At 66.0% G+C, this 16,762-nt stretch carries 13 protein-coding genes; 6 read left to right on the top strand and 7 right to left on the bottom strand.

Going from position 1 to position 16,762, the window contains the following annotated elements:
- Positions 1–6 precede the first annotated feature (6 nt).
- The 7 genes from ispC to rpsB form a co-directional block, all read right to left on the bottom strand.
- The gene (ispC, locus tag ACFOPH_RS08245; RefSeq protein WP_379734697.1) at positions 7–1,185 is read right to left on the bottom strand and encodes a 1-deoxy-D-xylulose-5-phosphate reductoisomerase; all 1,179 of its coding nucleotides are present in this window, start codon (positions 1,183–1,185) and stop codon (positions 7–9) included.
- 18 nt (positions 1,186–1,203) lie between these two features.
- A complete protein-coding gene (locus tag ACFOPH_RS08250; protein ID WP_379734699.1) occupies positions 1,204–2,034 on the bottom strand; it encodes a phosphatidate cytidylyltransferase in 831 nt (276 codons plus the stop codon).
- Entirely contained in the window at positions 2,034–2,783 is a 750-nt protein-coding gene (gene uppS / locus ACFOPH_RS08255; RefSeq protein WP_312549659.1) for a polyprenyl diphosphate synthase, read from the bottom strand. Before uppS ends, ACFOPH_RS08250 begins: the two co-directional genes overlap by 1 nt.
- A gap of 146 nt (positions 2,784–2,929) precedes the next feature.
- A complete protein-coding gene (gene frr / locus ACFOPH_RS08260; RefSeq protein WP_312549658.1) occupies positions 2,930–3,490 on the bottom strand; it encodes a ribosome recycling factor in 561 nt (186 codons plus the stop codon).
- Positions 3,491–3,525: 35 nt separating this feature from the next.
- Positions 3,526–4,242 (bottom strand): UMP kinase, encoded by a 717-nt coding sequence (gene pyrH, locus ACFOPH_RS08265; protein ID WP_312549657.1) that lies wholly within the window; start codon positions 4,240–4,242, stop codon positions 3,526–3,528.
- 412 nt (positions 4,243–4,654) lie between these two features.
- Positions 4,655–5,563, bottom strand: coding sequence for a translation elongation factor Ts (gene tsf / locus ACFOPH_RS08270; protein WP_312549656.1), 909 nt, complete (start codon positions 5,561–5,563; stop codon positions 4,655–4,657).
- Positions 5,564–5,710: 147 nt separating this feature from the next.
- A complete protein-coding gene (gene rpsB / locus ACFOPH_RS08275; RefSeq protein WP_312549654.1) occupies positions 5,711–6,460 on the bottom strand; it encodes a 30S ribosomal protein S2 in 750 nt (249 codons plus the stop codon).
- Between the two features lie 373 nt (positions 6,461–6,833).
- Between rpsB and map the strand changes: the two genes are divergently transcribed.
- The 6 genes from map to ACFOPH_RS08305 all read left to right on the top strand — a co-directional run bounded on the left by map (position 6,834) and on the right by ACFOPH_RS08305 (position 16,750).
- Positions 6,834–7,658, top strand: coding sequence for a type I methionyl aminopeptidase (gene map, locus ACFOPH_RS08280; protein WP_312549653.1), 825 nt, complete (start codon positions 6,834–6,836; stop codon positions 7,656–7,658).
- 10 nt (positions 7,659–7,668) lie between these two features.
- Positions 7,669–10,248 (top strand): [protein-PII] uridylyltransferase, encoded by a 2,580-nt coding sequence (locus ACFOPH_RS08285; RefSeq protein ID WP_379734703.1) that lies wholly within the window; start codon positions 7,669–7,671, stop codon positions 10,246–10,248.
- Between the two features lie 24 nt (positions 10,249–10,272).
- Complete coding sequence (locus ACFOPH_RS08290) at positions 10,273–11,019, top strand: pseudouridine synthase (RefSeq protein ID WP_379734705.1); 747 nt, start codon at positions 10,273–10,275, stop codon at positions 11,017–11,019.
- A gap of 209 nt (positions 11,020–11,228) precedes the next feature.
- Positions 11,229–12,068 carry a phosphate/phosphite/phosphonate ABC transporter substrate-binding protein gene (locus ACFOPH_RS08295; protein ID WP_379734707.1) on the top strand — a complete coding sequence of 280 codons (840 nt, stop codon included), beginning with the start codon at positions 11,229–11,231 and terminating at the stop codon, positions 12,066–12,068.
- Between the two features lie 11 nt (positions 12,069–12,079).
- The gene (locus tag ACFOPH_RS08300; protein WP_312549648.1) at positions 12,080–14,923 is read left to right on the top strand and encodes an EAL domain-containing protein; all 2,844 of its coding nucleotides are present in this window, start codon (positions 12,080–12,082) and stop codon (positions 14,921–14,923) included.
- Between the two features lie 327 nt (positions 14,924–15,250).
- Positions 15,251–16,750 carry a peptide MFS transporter gene (locus tag ACFOPH_RS08305; protein ID WP_312549647.1) on the top strand — a complete coding sequence of 500 codons (1,500 nt, stop codon included), beginning with the start codon at positions 15,251–15,253 and terminating at the stop codon, positions 16,748–16,750.
- The last annotated feature ends 12 nt before the right edge of the window (positions 16,751–16,762 follow it).

Genomic DNA, 16,762 nt, shown 5'->3' on the forward strand with positions numbered 1-16,762 from the left:
TTCCGTTCAATGGCGCGCGATGGCGGCGACGATCTGCTGCGCCGCCGCGCGCGCACGTTCATCCTGCCCCATCACGGCCTCGATGTCATGCGCCGCGCCATGCGCGTTCTCGTCCATCACGCGGCGCACCACGCGGTCGATGTCCCGGAAACCGATGCGGCGCGCGAGGAAGGATTCGACCGCCACTTCGTTGGCCGCGTTCAGCAGGGCCGGCGCGGTGCCGCCCGCGCGCAGGGCGTCGAAGGCCAGCGCCAGGCAGGGGAAGCGCGCGAAGTCGGGCCGGTGGAACTGCAGCGCGGCCAGCGCGGTCAGGTCGAGCTGGGCCACGCCGGAATCGATGCGCTCCGGGAAAGCCAGCGCGTGGGCGATCGGGGTGCGCATGTCCGGGTTGCCGAGCTGGGCCAGCACCGAGCCGTCGACATACGACACCATCGAGTGGATCACGCTCTGCGGGTGGATCACGACCTCGATCCGGTCGGCCGGCGCGCCGAACAGCCAGTGGGCCTCGATCACTTCCAGGCCCTTGTTCATCATGGTGGCCGAATCGACCGAGATCTTGCGGCCCATCGACCAGTTCGGATGCTTGCAGGCTTCCTCGGGCGTGACGGCTTCGAGCGTCTCGACGGCGCGGTTGAGGAAGGGGCCGCCGGAGGCGGTCAGCAGGATCTTGGCGACGCCGGCCGCATCCGGCTCGCGCGCGTAGCTGCCGGGGAGCGACTGGAAGATCGCGTTGTGCTCGCTGTCGATCGGAAGCAGCGTGGCCTTGTGCTCGCGCACCGCGTCCATGAACAGCTGGCCGGACATCACCAGCGCTTCCTTGTTCGCCAGCAGCACTTTTTTGCCGGCACGGGCGGCGGCCAGGGTCGGCGCCAGGCCGGCGGCGCCGACGATGGCCGCCATCACGGCATCGGTCTCGGGCGCGCTGGCGATCTCGCACAGGGCCGCCTCGCCCCAGGCGACGTCGACCGCGAGGTCGCCCAGCAGGCGCGCCAGTTCGGCGGCCGCTTCGGGCGTGCCGACGACGGCGCGCGCCGGCCGATATTGTCGGCACTGCGCGGCCAGCTCGGCCACGCGGCTGTGCGCGCTCAGCGCATAGACTTCGTACTTGTCGGGGTGACGCGCGAGCACGTCGAGGGTAGAGACGCCGATCGAGCCGGTGGCGCCCAGGATGGTGATGCGTTGCATGTGAAACTCCGTGTGAACCTACAGCCAGGCGCCGATCAGCGCCGCCAGCGGCAGCACCGGCACCAGGGCGTCGATGCGGTCGAGCACCCCGCCGTGGCCGGGCAGGAGGTTGCTGCTGTCCTTCATGCCGGCGCGGCGCTTGAGCTGGGATTCGAAGAGGTCGCCGACGACGCTGGCGGCGACGATCAGGACCAGGATGGCGTAGGTGGCGGCCCAGCCGAGGCTGGCCTGGACGCGCACCGGGAAGGTATTCGCCAGGGCCTGGCCGCCGAACGCGATGACCAGGGTGGCGATGACCAGCACGGCGATGCCGCCGCCGATCGCGCCTTCCCAGGACTTGCCCGGCGAAATCGACGGCGCGAGTTTACGCTTGCCGAAAGCCTTGCCGGAGAAGTAGGCGAAGATGTCGGCGGCCCAGACGATGGCCATCACCGACAGCAGGTAGAGCGGCGAATACGCGTACAGCGCGACGATCGCCGCGAAGCAGCCGACCAGCGACACCGCGTAGACCACGCTGAGCAGGGTGTTGGCGGTGGAGTCGAGCGGCGGCAGGCCGATCTTCAGCGACGGCGCGAAACGCAGGGCCCACAGCAGCAGCGAGATGGCAAACCAGAAGACCGGGTTGCCGGCGTTCGGGCCGAAGAAGGCCCAGGCAAAGGCGGCGGTCCAGAAGGCCGCGACGACCGGCGCCTTGCTGGAGGTCGGGTTGAACAGGCGGAAGCATTCCCAGATCGCGGCGCCGAAGAAGACGGTCGCCACCACCGCGAAGGCCGTGAAATTGTTGGAATACAGGACCGGCAGCAGGACTGCCAGCAGCACGAGCGCGGTGATGATCCGGGTTTTCAGCATCAGGTATTGTTCGCCACTTGTTCGCCGGTGCGGCCGAAACGGCGCTCGCGGCCTTGGTAAGACGCGATCGCCGCGTCCAGGGATTCGGCCGAGAAATCCGGCCAGTAGGTATCGGTAAAGTACAGCTCGGAATAGGCCAGCTGCCAGAGCAGGAAGTTCGAGATGCGCTCTTCGCCGCCGGTGCGGATGAACAGGTCGGGTTCCGGCGCATAGGCCATCGCCAGGTGCGGCGCCAGCATCTCTTCCGTGTACTCGGTGACGCCGGGGTTGGCGGCGACCATCTTGCTGGTGGCCTGCATGATGTCCCAGCGGCCGCCGTAGTTGGCGCAGACGGTGACGGTGAGGCGGGTATTGCCGGCGGTCTTGCGCTCGGCGTTGGCGATCATTTCCTGCAGCTTGGGGTCGAAGCGCGACAGGTCGCCCACGACTTTCAGGCGGATGTCGTTGGCGTGCATCTTCGACACTTCGCGCTCGAGCGCGGTGACGAACAGGCGCATCAGCAGCGAGACTTCCTCGGCCGGACGGCGCCAGTTTTCCGAGGAAAACGCGAACAGCGTCAGGTACTCGACGCCGCGCAGCACGCAGGCCTCGACGACGCCGCGCACGGCCTCGACGCCCTTTACATGCCCCGCCACGCGCGGCAGCAGGCGCTTGGTCGCCCAGCGGCCATTGCCGTCCATGATGATCGCGATATGACGCGGGACGGGCAGCACATCGGGTACTGCAGTCGTCGAACTCTTGAAGATCATAAATCCATTGCCATGACGGTGATACCAGAAATAAAGCGAAGCGCCCGGCCGCGAATCAGGAATCGGAACGGCCGGGCGGGAGCCTGGTCGGGCGAAAAAACGGCCGGGCGACAGCCGGGCCGGCTTTTGCGTCCGACCGCCCGCGCTTAAACAGTCAGGACTTCCTTTTCCTTCTCGGCGACCAGCTTGTCGATGTCGGCGACAAACTTGTCGGTCAGCTTCTGGATTTCGTCCGAGGCGCGGCGCTCGTCGTCTTCCGACGCGGTCTTGTCCTTCACCATCTTCTTGAGCTGCTCGTTGGCGTCGCGGCGGATATTGCGCACGGCAATCTTCGCGTCCTCGGCTTCCGATTTGCACAGCTTGACCATTTCCTTGCGGCGCTCTTCGGTCAGCGGCGGGGTCGGCACACGGACCATGTCGCCCATCGTCGACGGGTTCAGGCCGAGGTCGGCGTCGCGGATCGCCTTTTCGATCGTGCTCAGCATCTTCTTCTCGTACGGCGTGACACCGATGGTGCGCGCGTCGATCAGGTTCAGGTTGGCCACGCCGCTCAGCGGGGTCGGCGAACCGTAGTAGTCGACCATCACGTGGTCGAGGATGCCGGTGTGGGCGCGGCCGGTGCGGACCTTGGCCAGGTCGGCCCTCAGGGTCTCGATCGACTTGGTCATGCGCTCTTGCGCGCTTTTCTTCACGTCAGCTAAGGACATGCTGCTCTCCTGTTATTCAGTATTTCAGAGTTAAATCAAACGTGTACCAGTGTACCTTCGTCTTCGCCCATGATCACGCGCTTGAGCGCGCCCGGCTTGACGATGGAAAACACCTTGATCGGCAGCTTCTGGTCGCGGCACAGGGCGAACGCGGTAGCGTCCATCACCTGCAGGTGCTTGGCGATGGCTTCGTCGAACGAGATCGACTCGTAGCGCGTCGCATGCGGATCCTTCTTCGGATCGGCAGTATATACGCCATCGACCTTGGTTGCCTTCAAAACAATCTCGGCCGAGATTTCCGAGCCGCGCAGCGCGGCCGCGGTATCGGTGGTGAAGAAGGGGTTGCCGGTGCCGGCGGCGAACACGACGACCTTGCCCTCTTCCAGGTATTGCAGCGCCTTCGGGCGCACGTAGGGCTCGACCACCTGCTCGATGCCGATGGCCGACATCACGCGCGCGGTGATGCCGACGTGGCGCATGGCGTCGGCCAGCGCCAGGGCGTTCATGACGGTGGCCAGCATGCCCATGTAGTCGGCGGTGGCGCGGTCCATGCCCTGGGCGCCGGGAGCGACGCCGCGGAAGATGTTGCCGCCGCCAATCACGACTGCCAGCTCGACGCCCAGCTTCGCCACTTCCGCCACGTCGGCCACCATGCGATCGATGGTGGCGCGGTTGATCCCGAACGGATCGTCGCCCATCAGCGCTTCGCCAGACAGTTTAAGGAGGACTCGTTGGTAGGCTGGTTTTGTCATGATGAAGCGGGCTCCTGTTGTGTTGATTCGAATTCGGTTCCGGCCGCCGGCGCGTGGCTGACGGCCTCATCTGTGAAATGTACAGATGGCGGCGAAACGGGCGCGCACGCACGCCCCGCAGGGTGGGCACCCCGTGCCCACGCGAACGTCGGCACGATGTTGGCAACACAATGGTCGGCGATGCAGGCGTTATCGCAACGCCTCGGGAAATATTCCCGTAACGCATGCTCTACACCATGAACCGGCGTCCCTTATCGCATCGTTTCGCGTGGGCACGGAGTGCCCACCCTACGGGAGGCGATCCGGACCGCGTCGCGCGTACCGTGCGGGACATGTCGCGCCCCACCCCACGATCACCCGGCCGCGATAAACGGCCAGGTTAAAAAAACGGGCCTTGCGGCCCGCTTTCGTATTACTGCTTGTTGGCAGCCATCTGGGCCGCGACTTCTGCTGCGAAGTCGTCGACCTTCTTCTCGATGCCCTCGCCCACGACGTACATCGTGAACGCCTTGATGGTGGTGTTGGCGGCCTTCAGCATCTGCTCGATCGACTGCTTGTCGTTCTTCACGAATGCCTGGTTCAGCAGCGACACTTCCTTCAGGTACTTCTGAACCGAGCCTTCCAGGCGCTTGGCCAGGATTTCCGGCGACTGGGCCGGCTTGCCTTCGGCGGCGGCCTTTTCGGCGTCTTCCTTGGCCTTCAGTTCGGCGACCGAACGCTCTTTCTCGATCAGTTCAGCAGGAACTTGCTCAGCCGACAGGGCGACCGGCTTCATCGCGGCGATGTGCATTGCCACGTCCTTGCCGACTTGCTCGTCCGCGCCTTCGTACTCGACCATGACGCCGATACGGGTGCCGTGCAGGTAGGAAGCCAGCTTGCCGGTGGTTTCGAAACGCTGGAAGCGGCGCACGGTCATATTTTCACCGATTTTGCCGATCAGTGCCGTACGCACGTCGTCGAAGGTCTTGCCGTCGGCCGGCAGGGCTGCCAGGGCGGCGACGTCGGCCGGGTTGTTCTCGGCGACCAGCTTGGCTGCCAGGTTGGCCATGGCCAGGAAGTCGTCGTTCTTGGCGACGAAGTCGGTTTCGCTGTTGATTTCGACCAGCGCGCCGACGTTGCCGGCGATGTAGGTTGCCACCACGCCTTCGGCGGTGACGCGCGAGGATGCCTTCGATGCCTTGCCGCCCAGCTTGACGCGCAGGATCTCTTCGGCACGTGCCATGTCGCCGTCGGCTTCGGTCAGTGCCTTCTTGCATTCCATCATCGGTGCGTCGGTTTTCGCGCGCAGTTCGCCGACCATCGCTGCAGTAATCGCTGCCATGTGTATTCTCCTAAATGTGATTCCTAAGATGCGGCCGCCAGGGATCGTGGCGTCCGCCCGGGGTATTCTTTTGCTTGAAAAAAGGGGCGCTCAGAACACCGGCACCCCTTTTGGAGCTGTAAGGCAGGCATGAAGCCCGCCTGGAAATTACGCCTGCTCGGAGACTTCGACGAAGTCGTCGCCGCCGGCCTTGACCATCTCAACGACTTCGTTGGTGGCGTTGGCGCGTCCTTCCAGGATCGCATCGGCGACGCCGCGTGCGTACAGGGTGATTGCCTTCGACGAGTCGTCGTTACCCGGGATCACGTGGGTGACGCCTTCCGGCGAGTGGTTGGTATCGACCACGCCGATGACCGGGATGCCCAGCTTGCCGGCTTCGGTGATGGCGCCCTTGTGGTAGCCGACGTCGACGACGAAGATCGCGTCAGGGATGCCGCCCAGTTCCTTGATGCCGCCGATCGACTTCTGCAGCTTTTCCATTTCGCGCGAGAACATCAGCGCTTCTTTCTTCGACAGCTTCTCGACTTCACCCGATTCGACTTGCGCTTCCATGTCCTTCAGGCGCTTGATCGAGGTCTTGATGGTCTTGAAGTTGGTCAGCATGCCGCCCAGCCAGCGCTGGTCGACGTAAGGCACGCCGGCGCGTTGCGCTTCGGCGGCGATGATGTCGCGGGCCTGGCGCTTGGTGCCGACCATCAGGATGGTGCCGCGGTTGGCCGAGATCTGCTTGATGGTCTTCATCGCATCTTGGTACATCGCCATGGTTTTTTCCAGGTTGATGATGTGGATCTTGTTGCGATGACCGAAGATGAACGGTGCCATTTTCGGGTTCCAGAAACGGGTCTGGTGGCCGAAGTGGATACCGGCTTCCAGCATTTCGCGCATAGTAACGGACATGTAATTCTCCAGGGTTAAATTCTTGAATACGACCAGTCACCTCAAGGGCACCCTTTGGCGGTCGCATTCGCGATTTGAATAAAAAAAATAGACTACTTTGACAACATTGCCGGACCGGAGCCCAAGCAACCCGAGATTCTAGCGGGATTTGGCCTGTATTTCAAGAGTCACGTACGGACAAGCCGCAGGGCCGCGCACGCCGGGCCCGCTGCACTCCCTGCCCTTGCGGGGCAGGTCGCACCTGCGCAGCGCTTCACTTATAATGCGAAGAATATTGCAGCGCGCGCAACGACAGCCCGGCTGTTACGCCCTGTTACCAAATACCGTCCGTTTCGCTTATTGTCCCAGCCGACCCGGCCTTACCCATTTTCATATGTCCATCTCCATCAAAACCCCGGAAGAAATCGAAGGCATGCGCATCGCCGGCCGCCTCGGCGCCGAAGTGCTCGACTACATCACGCCTTTCGTGAAACCGGGCGTGACGACGGCCGAACTCGATCGCCTGTGTCACGAATACATGGTCAACGTGCAGGGCACGACCCCTGCCCCGCTGAACTACCAGCCGCCGGGTTATCCGCCCTATCCGAAGTCGGTCTGCACCTCGCTCAACGACGTGATCTGCCACGGCATCCCGAACGACAAGCCGCTCAAGGACGGCGACGTGATGAACATCGACGTCACCGTCATCACGAAGGATGGTTTCCATGGCGACAACAGCCGCATGTTCTTTATCGGCAAACCGTCGATCATGGCCAAGCGCCTGGCCGAAGTCACCTACGAATGCATGTGGCTGGGCATCTCGAAAGTCAAACCTGGCGCTTACCTGGGCGACATTGGCCACGTGATCCAGCAGCACGCCGAAAAGAACGGCTACAGCGTGGTGCGCGAGTTCTGCGGCCACGGCATCGGCCGCGTCTTCCATGAGGAGCCGCAGGTGCTGCACTACGGCAAACCGGGCACCCTGGAAAAGCTGGAGCCGGGCATGATCTTCACCATCGAGCCGATGATCAACGCCGGCCGCCGCGAGATCAAGGCCCTGCCCGACGGCTGGACCATCAAGACCAAGGACCGCAGCCTGTCGGCCCAGTGGGAACACATGATCCTGGTGACCGAGACCGGCTACGAGGTCCTGACCATGTCCGAGGGCACGCCGCCGCCGCCGGCGATCGTGCTGCCCGCGGCCGCCGTTCCGGCATAAAGGCCGCGCCATGACCGCCGCGCAGCTCGACCAGGCCCGTCCCGAACTGAAGCAACGCCTGAAGGCCGAACGCCAGGCGCTGTTCGAGCGCTTTCGCCGCGACGACCGGCCCGAGAAGCTGCTGCGCAGCCTGCGCCGCTGCGTCGACGGCATCCTGGTCGAAGCCTGGCGCGCGGCCGGCCTGCCCGCCAACACCGCCCTGGTCGGCGTCGGCGGCTACGGGCGCGGCGAACTGTTTCCCCATTCCGACGTCGACGTCCTGATCCTGCTCGGCGCCCCGCCCGACGCGATCACCCAGGCCAGGCTCGAGAACCTGGTCCAGCTGCTCTGGGACCTGGGGCTGGAGATCGGCCACAGCATCCGCACGGTCGACGAGTGCATGCTCGAATCAAGCGCCGACATCACGGTCCAGACCAGCCTGCTCGAAGCGCGGCTGGTGACCGGCGACGCGGCGCTCTTCGCCCAGCTCCAGAAACGCTACCGCGAGGCGCTCGACCCGCAGGCCTTTTTCCAGGCCAAGACCGCCGAGATGCGCCTGCGCCATGCAAAATACGAGTACACCGCCTTCGCGCTGGAGCCGAACTGCAAGGAAAGCCCGGGCGCGCTGCGCGACCTGCAGGTGATCCTGTGGGTCGCGAAGGCATCGAGCCTGGCCAACTCCTGGGGCCAGCTGGCCACGCGCGGCCTGATCACGCGCATGGAGGCGCGCCAGCTGATGGAAAAGGAGCGCGCCTTCAAGGACATCCGCGTGCGCCTGCACCTGCAGACCGGCCGGCGCGAAGACCGCCTGCTGTTCGACGTCCAGACCGCGATCGCCGAGACCTTCGGCCTGAGCTCGGACGCTCCCGGCCCGGGCGCGCGCCGCGCCAGCGAATACCTGATGCAGCGCTACTACTGGGCCGCCAAGACCGTCACCCAGCTCAACACCATCCTGCTGCAGAACATCGAGGCCCGGCTGTTCCCGCAGCCGACCGTGCCGAAACCGGTCAACGAGCGCTTCAACGAGGTCAACGGCTTCATCGACATCGCGCGCGACGACACCTTCGAGACCCACCCCCCGGCGGTGCTCGAGATCTTCGTCGCCATGACCGAGCGCCCCGACATCAAGGGCATGACGGCGCGCACCACGCGCGCGCTCTGGCATGCGCGCAACCTGATCGACGCGGATTTCCGCGCCGACCCGGGCAACAAGGCGAATTTCCTGCGCATCCTGAAGGCCCCCGTCGGCCTGGTGCACGCGCTGCGCCGCATGAACGACTTCGGCGTGCTGGGACGCTACCTGCCGAACTTCCGGCGCATCGTCGGCCAGATGCAGCACGACCTCTTCCACGTGTACACAGTGGACCAGCACATCATGATGGTGGTGCGTAACCTGCGCCGCTTCACGATGAGCGAGCATGCCCACGAATACCCGTTCTGCAGCCAGCTGATCGCCAACTTCCGCGACCGCTGGCTGCTGTACGTGGCCGCCCTGTTCCACGACATCGCCAAGGGCCGCGGCGGCGACCACTCCGAGCTCGGGCGCGTCGATGCCCTCGACTTCTGCCGCGAGCACGGCCTGTCCAACGCCGACACCGAACTGGTGGTGTTCCTGGTCGAGCAGCACCTGACCATGTCGCAGGTGGCCCAGAAGCAGGACCTGTCGGACCCGGACGTGGTCCAGGCCTTTGCCGGCGTGGTCAAGGACGAGCGCCACCTGACCGCGCTCTACCTGTTGACCGTGGCCGACATCCGCGGCACCAGCCCCAAGGTGTGGAACGCCTGGAAGGCCAAGCTGCTGGAAGACCTGTACCGGATCACCCTGCGCGTGCTCGGCGGCGAGCCGCATTCGGCCGACCGCGAACTGCGCATGCGCCAGCAGGAAGCGCTGGCCACGCTGCGCCTGTTCGGCCTGCCCGCCGACGCCCACGAGGCGCTCTGGGACCAGCTCGACGTGGTCTACTTCCTGCGCCACGACGCCTCCGACATCGCCTGGCAGACGCGCTGCCTGCACGACAGGATCAAGAGCGCCAAGCCGGTGGTGAAGGCGCGCCTGGCGCCGATCGGCGAAGGCCTGCAGGTGACGGTCTACCTGAAGGACCAGCCCGACCTGTTCGCGCGCATCTGCAGCTACTTCGACCGCAAGAACTTCAGCATCCTGGACGCGAAGATCCACACCACGCGCGACGGCTATGCGCTCGACACCTTCCTCGTCACCGAGGAAAACTTCGCGAAGCACTACCGCGACATCATCAGCCTGATCGAGCACGAATTGTGCGAGCTGCTGGGCTCGAACGCGCCGCTGCCGCCGCCGACCCGCGCGCGACTGTCGCGCCTGTCGCGCCACTTCCCGATCACGCCGACCGTCGAACTGCGGCCGGACGAGCGCGGCCAGTACTACCTGCTCTCGATCGCCGCCCACGACCGCACCGGCCTGCTGTATGCGATCGCCAACGTGCTGACCCGCCATCGCATCAACCTGCACACCGCCAAGATCATGACGCTGGGCGAACGCGTCGAGGACGTGTTCCTGATCGACGGCCCGAACCTGAACAACCCACGCGTGCAGGTCCAGCTCGAGACCGAGCTGCTCGACGCGCTGGCCATCTGATTTCTTCTTTTTTGTTTTTGCCTTATGACCGAACCGCTCCGCCTGTCCAAACGTATGTCCGAACTCGGCCTCTGCTCGCGCCGCGAAGCCGATGAATGGATCGCGCGCGGCTGGGTGCGGGTCGACGGCAAGGTGGTCTCCGAACTGGGCAGCAAGGTGCTGCCCTCGCAGCGCATCACGGTCGAGCGCCAGGCCGCGGCCGAGCAGTCCAAGCGCGTGACGATCCTGATCAACAAGCCGGTCGGCTACGTCAGCGGCCAGGCCGAGGACGGCTACACGCCGGCGGTCGCCCTGATCAAGCCGGAGAACCGCTGGGCCGAGGACCCCGCCGACGAGCATTTCCACCCGACCCAGCTGCGCTCGCTGGTGCCGGCCGGCCGCCTCGACATCGACTCGGTGGGCCTGCTGGTGCTGACCCAGGACGGGCGCATCGCCAAGCAGCTGATCGGCCAGGACACCAGCATCGACAAGGAATACCTGGTGCGCGTGCAATACACGCGGCCGGGCAGGCTGCCCGACAGCGACCTGAAAAAGCTCAACCACGGGCTGTGGATGGACGGCAAGCCGCTGCTGCCGGCCAAGGTGCGCTGGCAGAACGAGGACCAGCTCAGCTTCACCCTGCGCGAAGGCAAGAAGCGCCAGATCCGCCGCATGTGCGAGATGGTCGGCCTGAAGGTCATCGGCCTGAAGCGCGTGCGCATCGGCCGCGTCAAGCTGGGCGAACTGCCGCAGGGCCAGTGGCGCTACCTGCGGCCGGACGAGCAGTTCTGAGTGCACGCGTGGGCGCAGGGGCGCCCATCCCACGCCACAGCATTTCCATACCGGAAAAGCTGTCGATTGGGCAACGCCATCGACAGTCTCGTTATTGCAACGCTGCAATGTTTCTTGTAGGTATTGTCTGTACGAAATGTGCTATAGTCGTCCGCCAGCGCATTCCCGCGCACGTTCGACTCCCCCTGCTCTCCGACACCATGCGTACGATGACCCGCGCAGGCCTGGCCCTGCTCCTGCTTCCCCTGCTGTGCGGCCAGGCCGCGGCCGCCGAGCCCCCGACGTATAACTTCTCGCCGGTCAACCAGTACAACCTGCAGGTCTCGGCCAGCTTCTGGAACCCGATCGTGCGCTATGTGTCCGCCAAGAGCGGCGTGCAGCTGAACCTGAAGCTCGGCCGCACCTCGGCCGACACCACCAGTTTCGTGCTGGCCAAGGAAGTCGACTTCGCCTTTACCAATCACCTGTTCAGCCCGGAGCGCACGAAGATGGGCTGGACCGTGTTCGGGCGCCGCAACGCCGAGCCCGTGCGCGCCCAGATCGTGGTTCCCGTCGATTCGCCGGTGCGGCGCTTAAGCGACCTGGCGAACAGCATCGTGGTGTTTCCCGGTCCGGAAGCACTGATCGCCTACAAAATGACCTATGCCCAGCTGCTGCGCCAGAACGTGCCGGTCACGGTCGCCTTTGCAGGCAACATGGACGCCGCCTTCACCCAGTTGTTCAGCGGCCGCGCCAAGGCCGCGGGCGCGAATTCGCAGCTGGTGGGGAACTACAGCGGGCGCGAGGACAAGCGCTTCCGCGTGCTGTGGAGCTCGGCCCCGTTCAACGACCTGGCGCTGATGGCCTCGCCGCGCGTGCCGGCCGAGCAGGTGCGCGCCGTGGCCGAGGCCTTCCTGAACATGCACCGCGACCCCGAGGGCCGCCGCATCCTGGAAGCCGCCGCCGAACTGGTGCACGCACCCGAGCCGCTCTCCTTCGTCGCCGCCGGCGACGCCGACTACGCCGCCTACCGCAGCTTCTACCAGGCCGCCCCGGCCGAACTGCGCTAGGCGAGCGGTCGATGTTCAGGCGCCTGCACCTCATGCTGTTGCCGCGCTCGCTCGTGGGGCGCGTGTTCACGCTGTTCGCGCTGAGCATGCTGATCTTCGTCGGCACCGGCCTCGGCATCTTCTACCGCCACCAGTTCCTCCAGCATATCGACGAGACCCAGGACACCGCCTATACCCTGGTCGAAGTGGCCTCGCGCGCGGTCGAGGACAGCGCGGTGATCGGCGACTACGACACCGTCAAGCGCACCCTGTCGACGATGATGGTGCAGTCGCCGTTTCGCAGCGCCGTCTTCATCGACCTCGGCGGCGGCGTGATCCGGGTCGACGCACCGGCCATCGACCATCACGCCCCGGCGCCGGACTGGCTGACCGAGCGCGTCGGACGCGAGCTGTTCGACGTCAACCGCGTGGTCGCGGTCGGCGGCAAGGACTACGGCGTGCTGCGCCTCTCCTTCGACGAGCGCAAGCTCGCGGCGCAGCTGTGGACCCTGCTGCTGCAGTCGGCCGGCCTGGCCGCGATCGCCCTCTCGATCAGCCTGACGCTGGCGCGCTGGCTGCTCAAGCGCTGGCTGGAGAATCTCGGCCGCTTGCGCTTCTACGGCGACGAGCAGGCCGCCGCGGCGGAAGCGGCGCTGAGCGCCGGCGCCCCGCGCGAGATCCGCGAGGCGATCCTGGCGGTGAACCGCAGCGCGGCCAGCATGCGCGACCAGTACGGCCAGCGCATCGCGGCCCTGATGAATTCCCTGGTCCAGCACAAGAGCGCGCTCGACCAGGCGGCGATCGTGTGCGAGCTCGACCGCGAAGGCCGCATCACCGCCGTCAACGAGCAGTTCGTGCGCTGCTCGGGCTATGCGCGCGAGGAACTGGTCGGCGCCGAACTGGCGCGCATCGGCGAGCCGCTGGCCGATGCCGCCGGCGGCTGGACGCCGTCGAGCAGCGTCTGGAACGGCGAAGTGGCGGTGCCGGCGCGCGACGGCGAACGCCAGTGGCGCCGCACCATCGTGCCGATCCTCGACAGTGCCGGACAGCTCGAGAAATACATCTGCATCGACTTCGACATCACCGAACGCAAGCAATTCGAGGACGCGATCGTCGACAACGCCAAGCGCCAGGGCCTGATCGCCCGCTTCGGACGCAAGGCGCTCGAAGCGGGCCCGCTGCAGGAACTGTTCGAGATGGCGACGGCGGTCGCCTGCGAAGGCCTGGACGTGCGCCACGCCGCCCTGTTCGGCTTCGACACCGAGGCTGGCGCGGCGGTGCTGCAGGCCGGCGCCGGCTTTCCGGCCGATGCGATCGGCGCGCGCTTTGCGCACGTCGCCGGTCCGGACTCCGCCGAGCAGCTGGCGCACTGGAGCGCCGCGCTGCTCGGCACGCGCGCCGCCGGCAGCGGCATCGAAGTCTTCATCGTCTGCCGCGACCGCCTGTACGGCGCGCTCGGCGTGTACGCGCCCGAGCAGCGCACCTTCCAGGAACAGGAGGACGGCTTCCTGAACAGCCTGGCCAACATCCTGGCAACCGCGATCGAACGCGAAGACGCGCGCAACCGCCTGACCTACCTGGCCCAGTACGACGCGTTGACCGGCCTGCCGAACCGGCACCGCCTGGCCGGCTGCCTGGAGGACGCGATCGCCGCCGCCGCCCGCTGCGGCCACCGCGCCGGCGTGATGTTCATCGACCTCGACCGCTTCAAGAGCGTGAACGACATGATGGGCCACAGCGTGGGAGACGAACTGCTGGCCCAGGCCAGCCGCCGCCTGCAGGACTGCGTGGGCGCGGACGACGTGGTGGCGCGCCTGGGCGGCGACGAGTTCGCGGTGGTGCTGCCGCGCCTGGATGCGCTGGCGGACGCCGAGGCGACCGCGGCCCGCATCGTCGAGGCGCTGGCGCGTCCCTTCATCTTGCAGGGGCAGCAGCTGTTCGTCTCGGCCAGCGTCGGCATCGCCGGCTACCCGGAGGATGGCGCCACCGCCTCGGCCCTGCTGAAAAGCGCCGACACGGCCATGTACGGCGCCAAGAACAGCGGCCGCAACAACTACCGCTTCTACCTCGCCGAGATGCACGCGAACGCGGCCCAGCGCCTGCAGATCGAGACCGACCTGCACCTGGCGCTCGAGCGCGGCGAGTTCGAACTGCACTACCAGCCCAAGCTGCGCCTGGACAGCGGCGCGGTGAGCGGCTTCGAGGCCCTGCTGCGCTGGCGCCATCCCGAACGCGGCCTGGTCTCGCCGCTCGAATTCATCTCGATCCTGGAAGACACCGGCATGATCCTGCCGGTCGGCGAATGGGTGATCGAAGAAGTCTGCCGCCAGCTCGGCGAATGGGCCCTCACGCTCGATCGCGTGCCGCCGGTGGCGATCAACCTGTCGGCGCGCCAGCTGGCCCAGCCCGGCCTGCCCGAGACCGTGGGCGCGATCGTCGCCGCGGCCGGGATCGACCCGCGCCTGCTGGAATTCGAGCTGACCGAATCGATGCTGATGACCGACCCGGAAGCGGCGGTGGCGATCCTTTCGCAGCTGAAGGCCCAGGGCATGCGCCTGTCGGTCGACGATTTCGGCACCGGTTACTCGAGCCTGGCCTACCTGAAGCGCTTCCCGCTGGACGCGCTGAAGATCGACCGCACGTTCGTGCGCGACCTGCCGACCGACGGCGACGACGCCGCGATCACCAAGGCCGTCATCAGCCTGGCGCACAGCCTGAACCTGAAAGTGGTGGCCGAGGGCGTCGAGACGATCGGCCACGTGCGCGCGCTGGAAGCCTACCAGTGCGACGAGATCCAGGGCTACTATGTCAGCCGCCCGCTGCCGCCGCAGGCCTGCGTGGCGCTGCTGGCGGAGCGGGCAGCGCTCGCGGCCTGAGACGCGTACCGCCGGGGCGGCGACACCACGGATGCGTAGGGTGGGCACTTGTGCCCACGCGGCCTCACTGGCCGCGCACCCGAGCCGTTCGAATCCGTGCCGGCTGCAGTGGCGTACCGTCATTTTTGGCGCGTTTCGACAGCTCGAATGCCGTGCCGCGTGGGCTCGAGAGCCCACGCTACGAGCCCCCTGCCTCCCCTCCTCCTCCACGGTGCCCTTCTCTTCTTCTTTCCCCTGTCTTTCAGGATTGCATCTTGCGTTGTCGTGGCGTAGCATGCAACGCTTGCGCCGGACACGGGCCGGGCGCGCGTTCAACAAGGAGAGAAATTGAAAACGGAAATCCTGCCGTACAGCCAGACCCGCTCGTTCATGACGGTGGCGCTGATCGAGTTGTGGGAGCGCTTCGGCTATTACGGCATGCAGGCGCTCATCGTGTATTTCATGGTGCAGCGCATCGGCTTCGAAGACAGCCGCGCCAACCTGGTCTGGGGCGCCGCCGCGGCCCTGATCTACGTCGCACCGGCCATCGGCGGCTGGATCGGCGACAAGGTGCTCGGCACCCGCCGCTCCATGATCCTCGGCGGCATCATCCTGACGCTCGGCTACGCCCTGATGGCGGTGCCGACCGAAAACACCTGGTTCCTGTTCTCGGCGCTGGGCGTGATCGTGGTCGGCAACGGCCTGTTCAAGCCGAACACCGCCAACCTGGTGCGCAAGATCTATGAAGGCGACGATTCGAAGATCGACAGCGCCTTCACCATCTACTACATGGCCGTCAACGTCGGCTCGACCATCTCGATGCTGGCCACCCCGGCAATCAAGGACTACGTCAACGCCACCTACGGCAACGAACTCGGCTGGCACGTCGCCTTCGCCGTCTGCAGCGTCGGCCTGGTGGTCGGTTTGCTGACCGTGATGATGATGCGCGCCACCATCCGCCACGTCGGCTCGCAGCCGGACGAACTGCCGCTCGACATGGGCAAGCTCGGCATGGTGCTGGCGGGCGGCGTGGTCGCCGTCGGCGTCTCGGCCGTGATCCTGCAGTACCAGAGCCTGGCGCGGATCTTCGTCTACCTGGCCGGTGTCGTGGTGCTGGGCATTTTCGCCCACCTGATCAGGAAGAGCGTACCGAGCGAGCGCGCCGGCCTGGTCGCCGCCCTGATCCTGACCCTGCAGACCGTGTTCTTCTTCATCTTCTACCAGCAGATGTCGACCTCGCTGTCGCTGTTCGCGCTGCGTAACGTCGACCTCGAATTCACCGTGCTGGGCGCCCACCTGTGGACCTGGTCGCCGGCCCAGTTCCAGGCCCTGAACGCGATCTGGATCATGGTCCTGAGCCCGATCCTTGCCTTCATGTACGCACGCGCCGGCCGTACCGGCTCGGACCTGTCGATCGCCGCCAAGTTCGCGCTGGGCTTCTCGGTGGTCGCGCTCGGCTTCTTCACCTACGGCTTCGCCGGTTCCTTCGCCGTGAACGGCCTGACCTCGTCGTGGATCATGATCGCCGGCTACGGCTTGTATTCGCTGGGCGAGCTACTGGTCTCGGGCCTGGGCCTGGCGATGGTCGCACGCTACGTGCCGGCGCGCATGGGCGGCTTCATGATGGGCGCCTATTTCGTCGCCACCGGTATCTCGCAGTACCTGGGCGGCGTGGTCGCCAACCTGGCCAGCGTCCCGCAAGGCATGACCGACCCGCTACAGACCCTGCCGATCTACACCGGCCTGTTCAACAAGCTGGGCATCGCGGCCGTGATCTGTACCCTGATCGCGCTGGCCGTGCTGCCGCTGATGCGGCGCCTGACCGCCGCCCACCACGCGCACCAGTAAGCGCGCGCTGAT

This window comes from Massilia haematophila, assembly GCF_042647645.1.
GTDB lineage: Bacteria > Pseudomonadota > Gammaproteobacteria > Burkholderiales > Burkholderiaceae_D > Telluria > Telluria haematophila.

Bases quoted from the DNA above. Each gene is read 5' to 3' on its own strand.
- ispC (WP_379734697.1), bottom strand. From the start codon at position 1,185: ATGCAACGCATCACCATCCTGGGCGCCACCGGCTCGATCGGCGTCTCT.
- ACFOPH_RS08250 (WP_379734699.1), bottom strand. From the start codon at position 2,034: ATGCTGAAAACCCGGATCATCACCGCGCTCGTGCTGCTGGCAGTCCTG.
- uppS (WP_312549659.1), bottom strand. From the start codon at position 2,783: ATGATCTTCAAGAGTTCGACGACTGCAGTACCCGATGTGCTGCCCGTC.
- frr (WP_312549658.1), bottom strand. From the start codon at position 3,490: ATGTCCTTAGCTGACGTGAAGAAAAGCGCGCAAGAGCGCATGACCAAG.
- pyrH (WP_312549657.1), bottom strand. From the start codon at position 4,242: ATGACAAAACCAGCCTACCAACGAGTCCTCCTTAAACTGTCTGGCGAA.
- tsf (WP_312549656.1), bottom strand. From the start codon at position 5,563: ATGGCAGCGATTACTGCAGCGATGGTCGGCGAACTGCGCGCGAAAACC.
- rpsB (WP_312549654.1), bottom strand. From the start codon at position 6,460: ATGTCCGTTACTATGCGCGAAATGCTGGAAGCCGGTATCCACTTCGGC.
- map (WP_312549653.1), top strand. From the start codon at position 6,834: ATGTCCATCTCCATCAAAACCCCGGAAGAAATCGAAGGCATGCGCATC.
- ACFOPH_RS08285 (WP_379734703.1), top strand. From the start codon at position 7,669: ATGACCGCCGCGCAGCTCGACCAGGCCCGTCCCGAACTGAAGCAACGC.
- ACFOPH_RS08290 (WP_379734705.1), top strand. From the start codon at position 10,273: ATGACCGAACCGCTCCGCCTGTCCAAACGTATGTCCGAACTCGGCCTC.
- ACFOPH_RS08295 (WP_379734707.1), top strand. From the start codon at position 11,229: ATGACCCGCGCAGGCCTGGCCCTGCTCCTGCTTCCCCTGCTGTGCGGC.
- ACFOPH_RS08300 (WP_312549648.1), top strand. From the start codon at position 12,080: ATGTTCAGGCGCCTGCACCTCATGCTGTTGCCGCGCTCGCTCGTGGGG.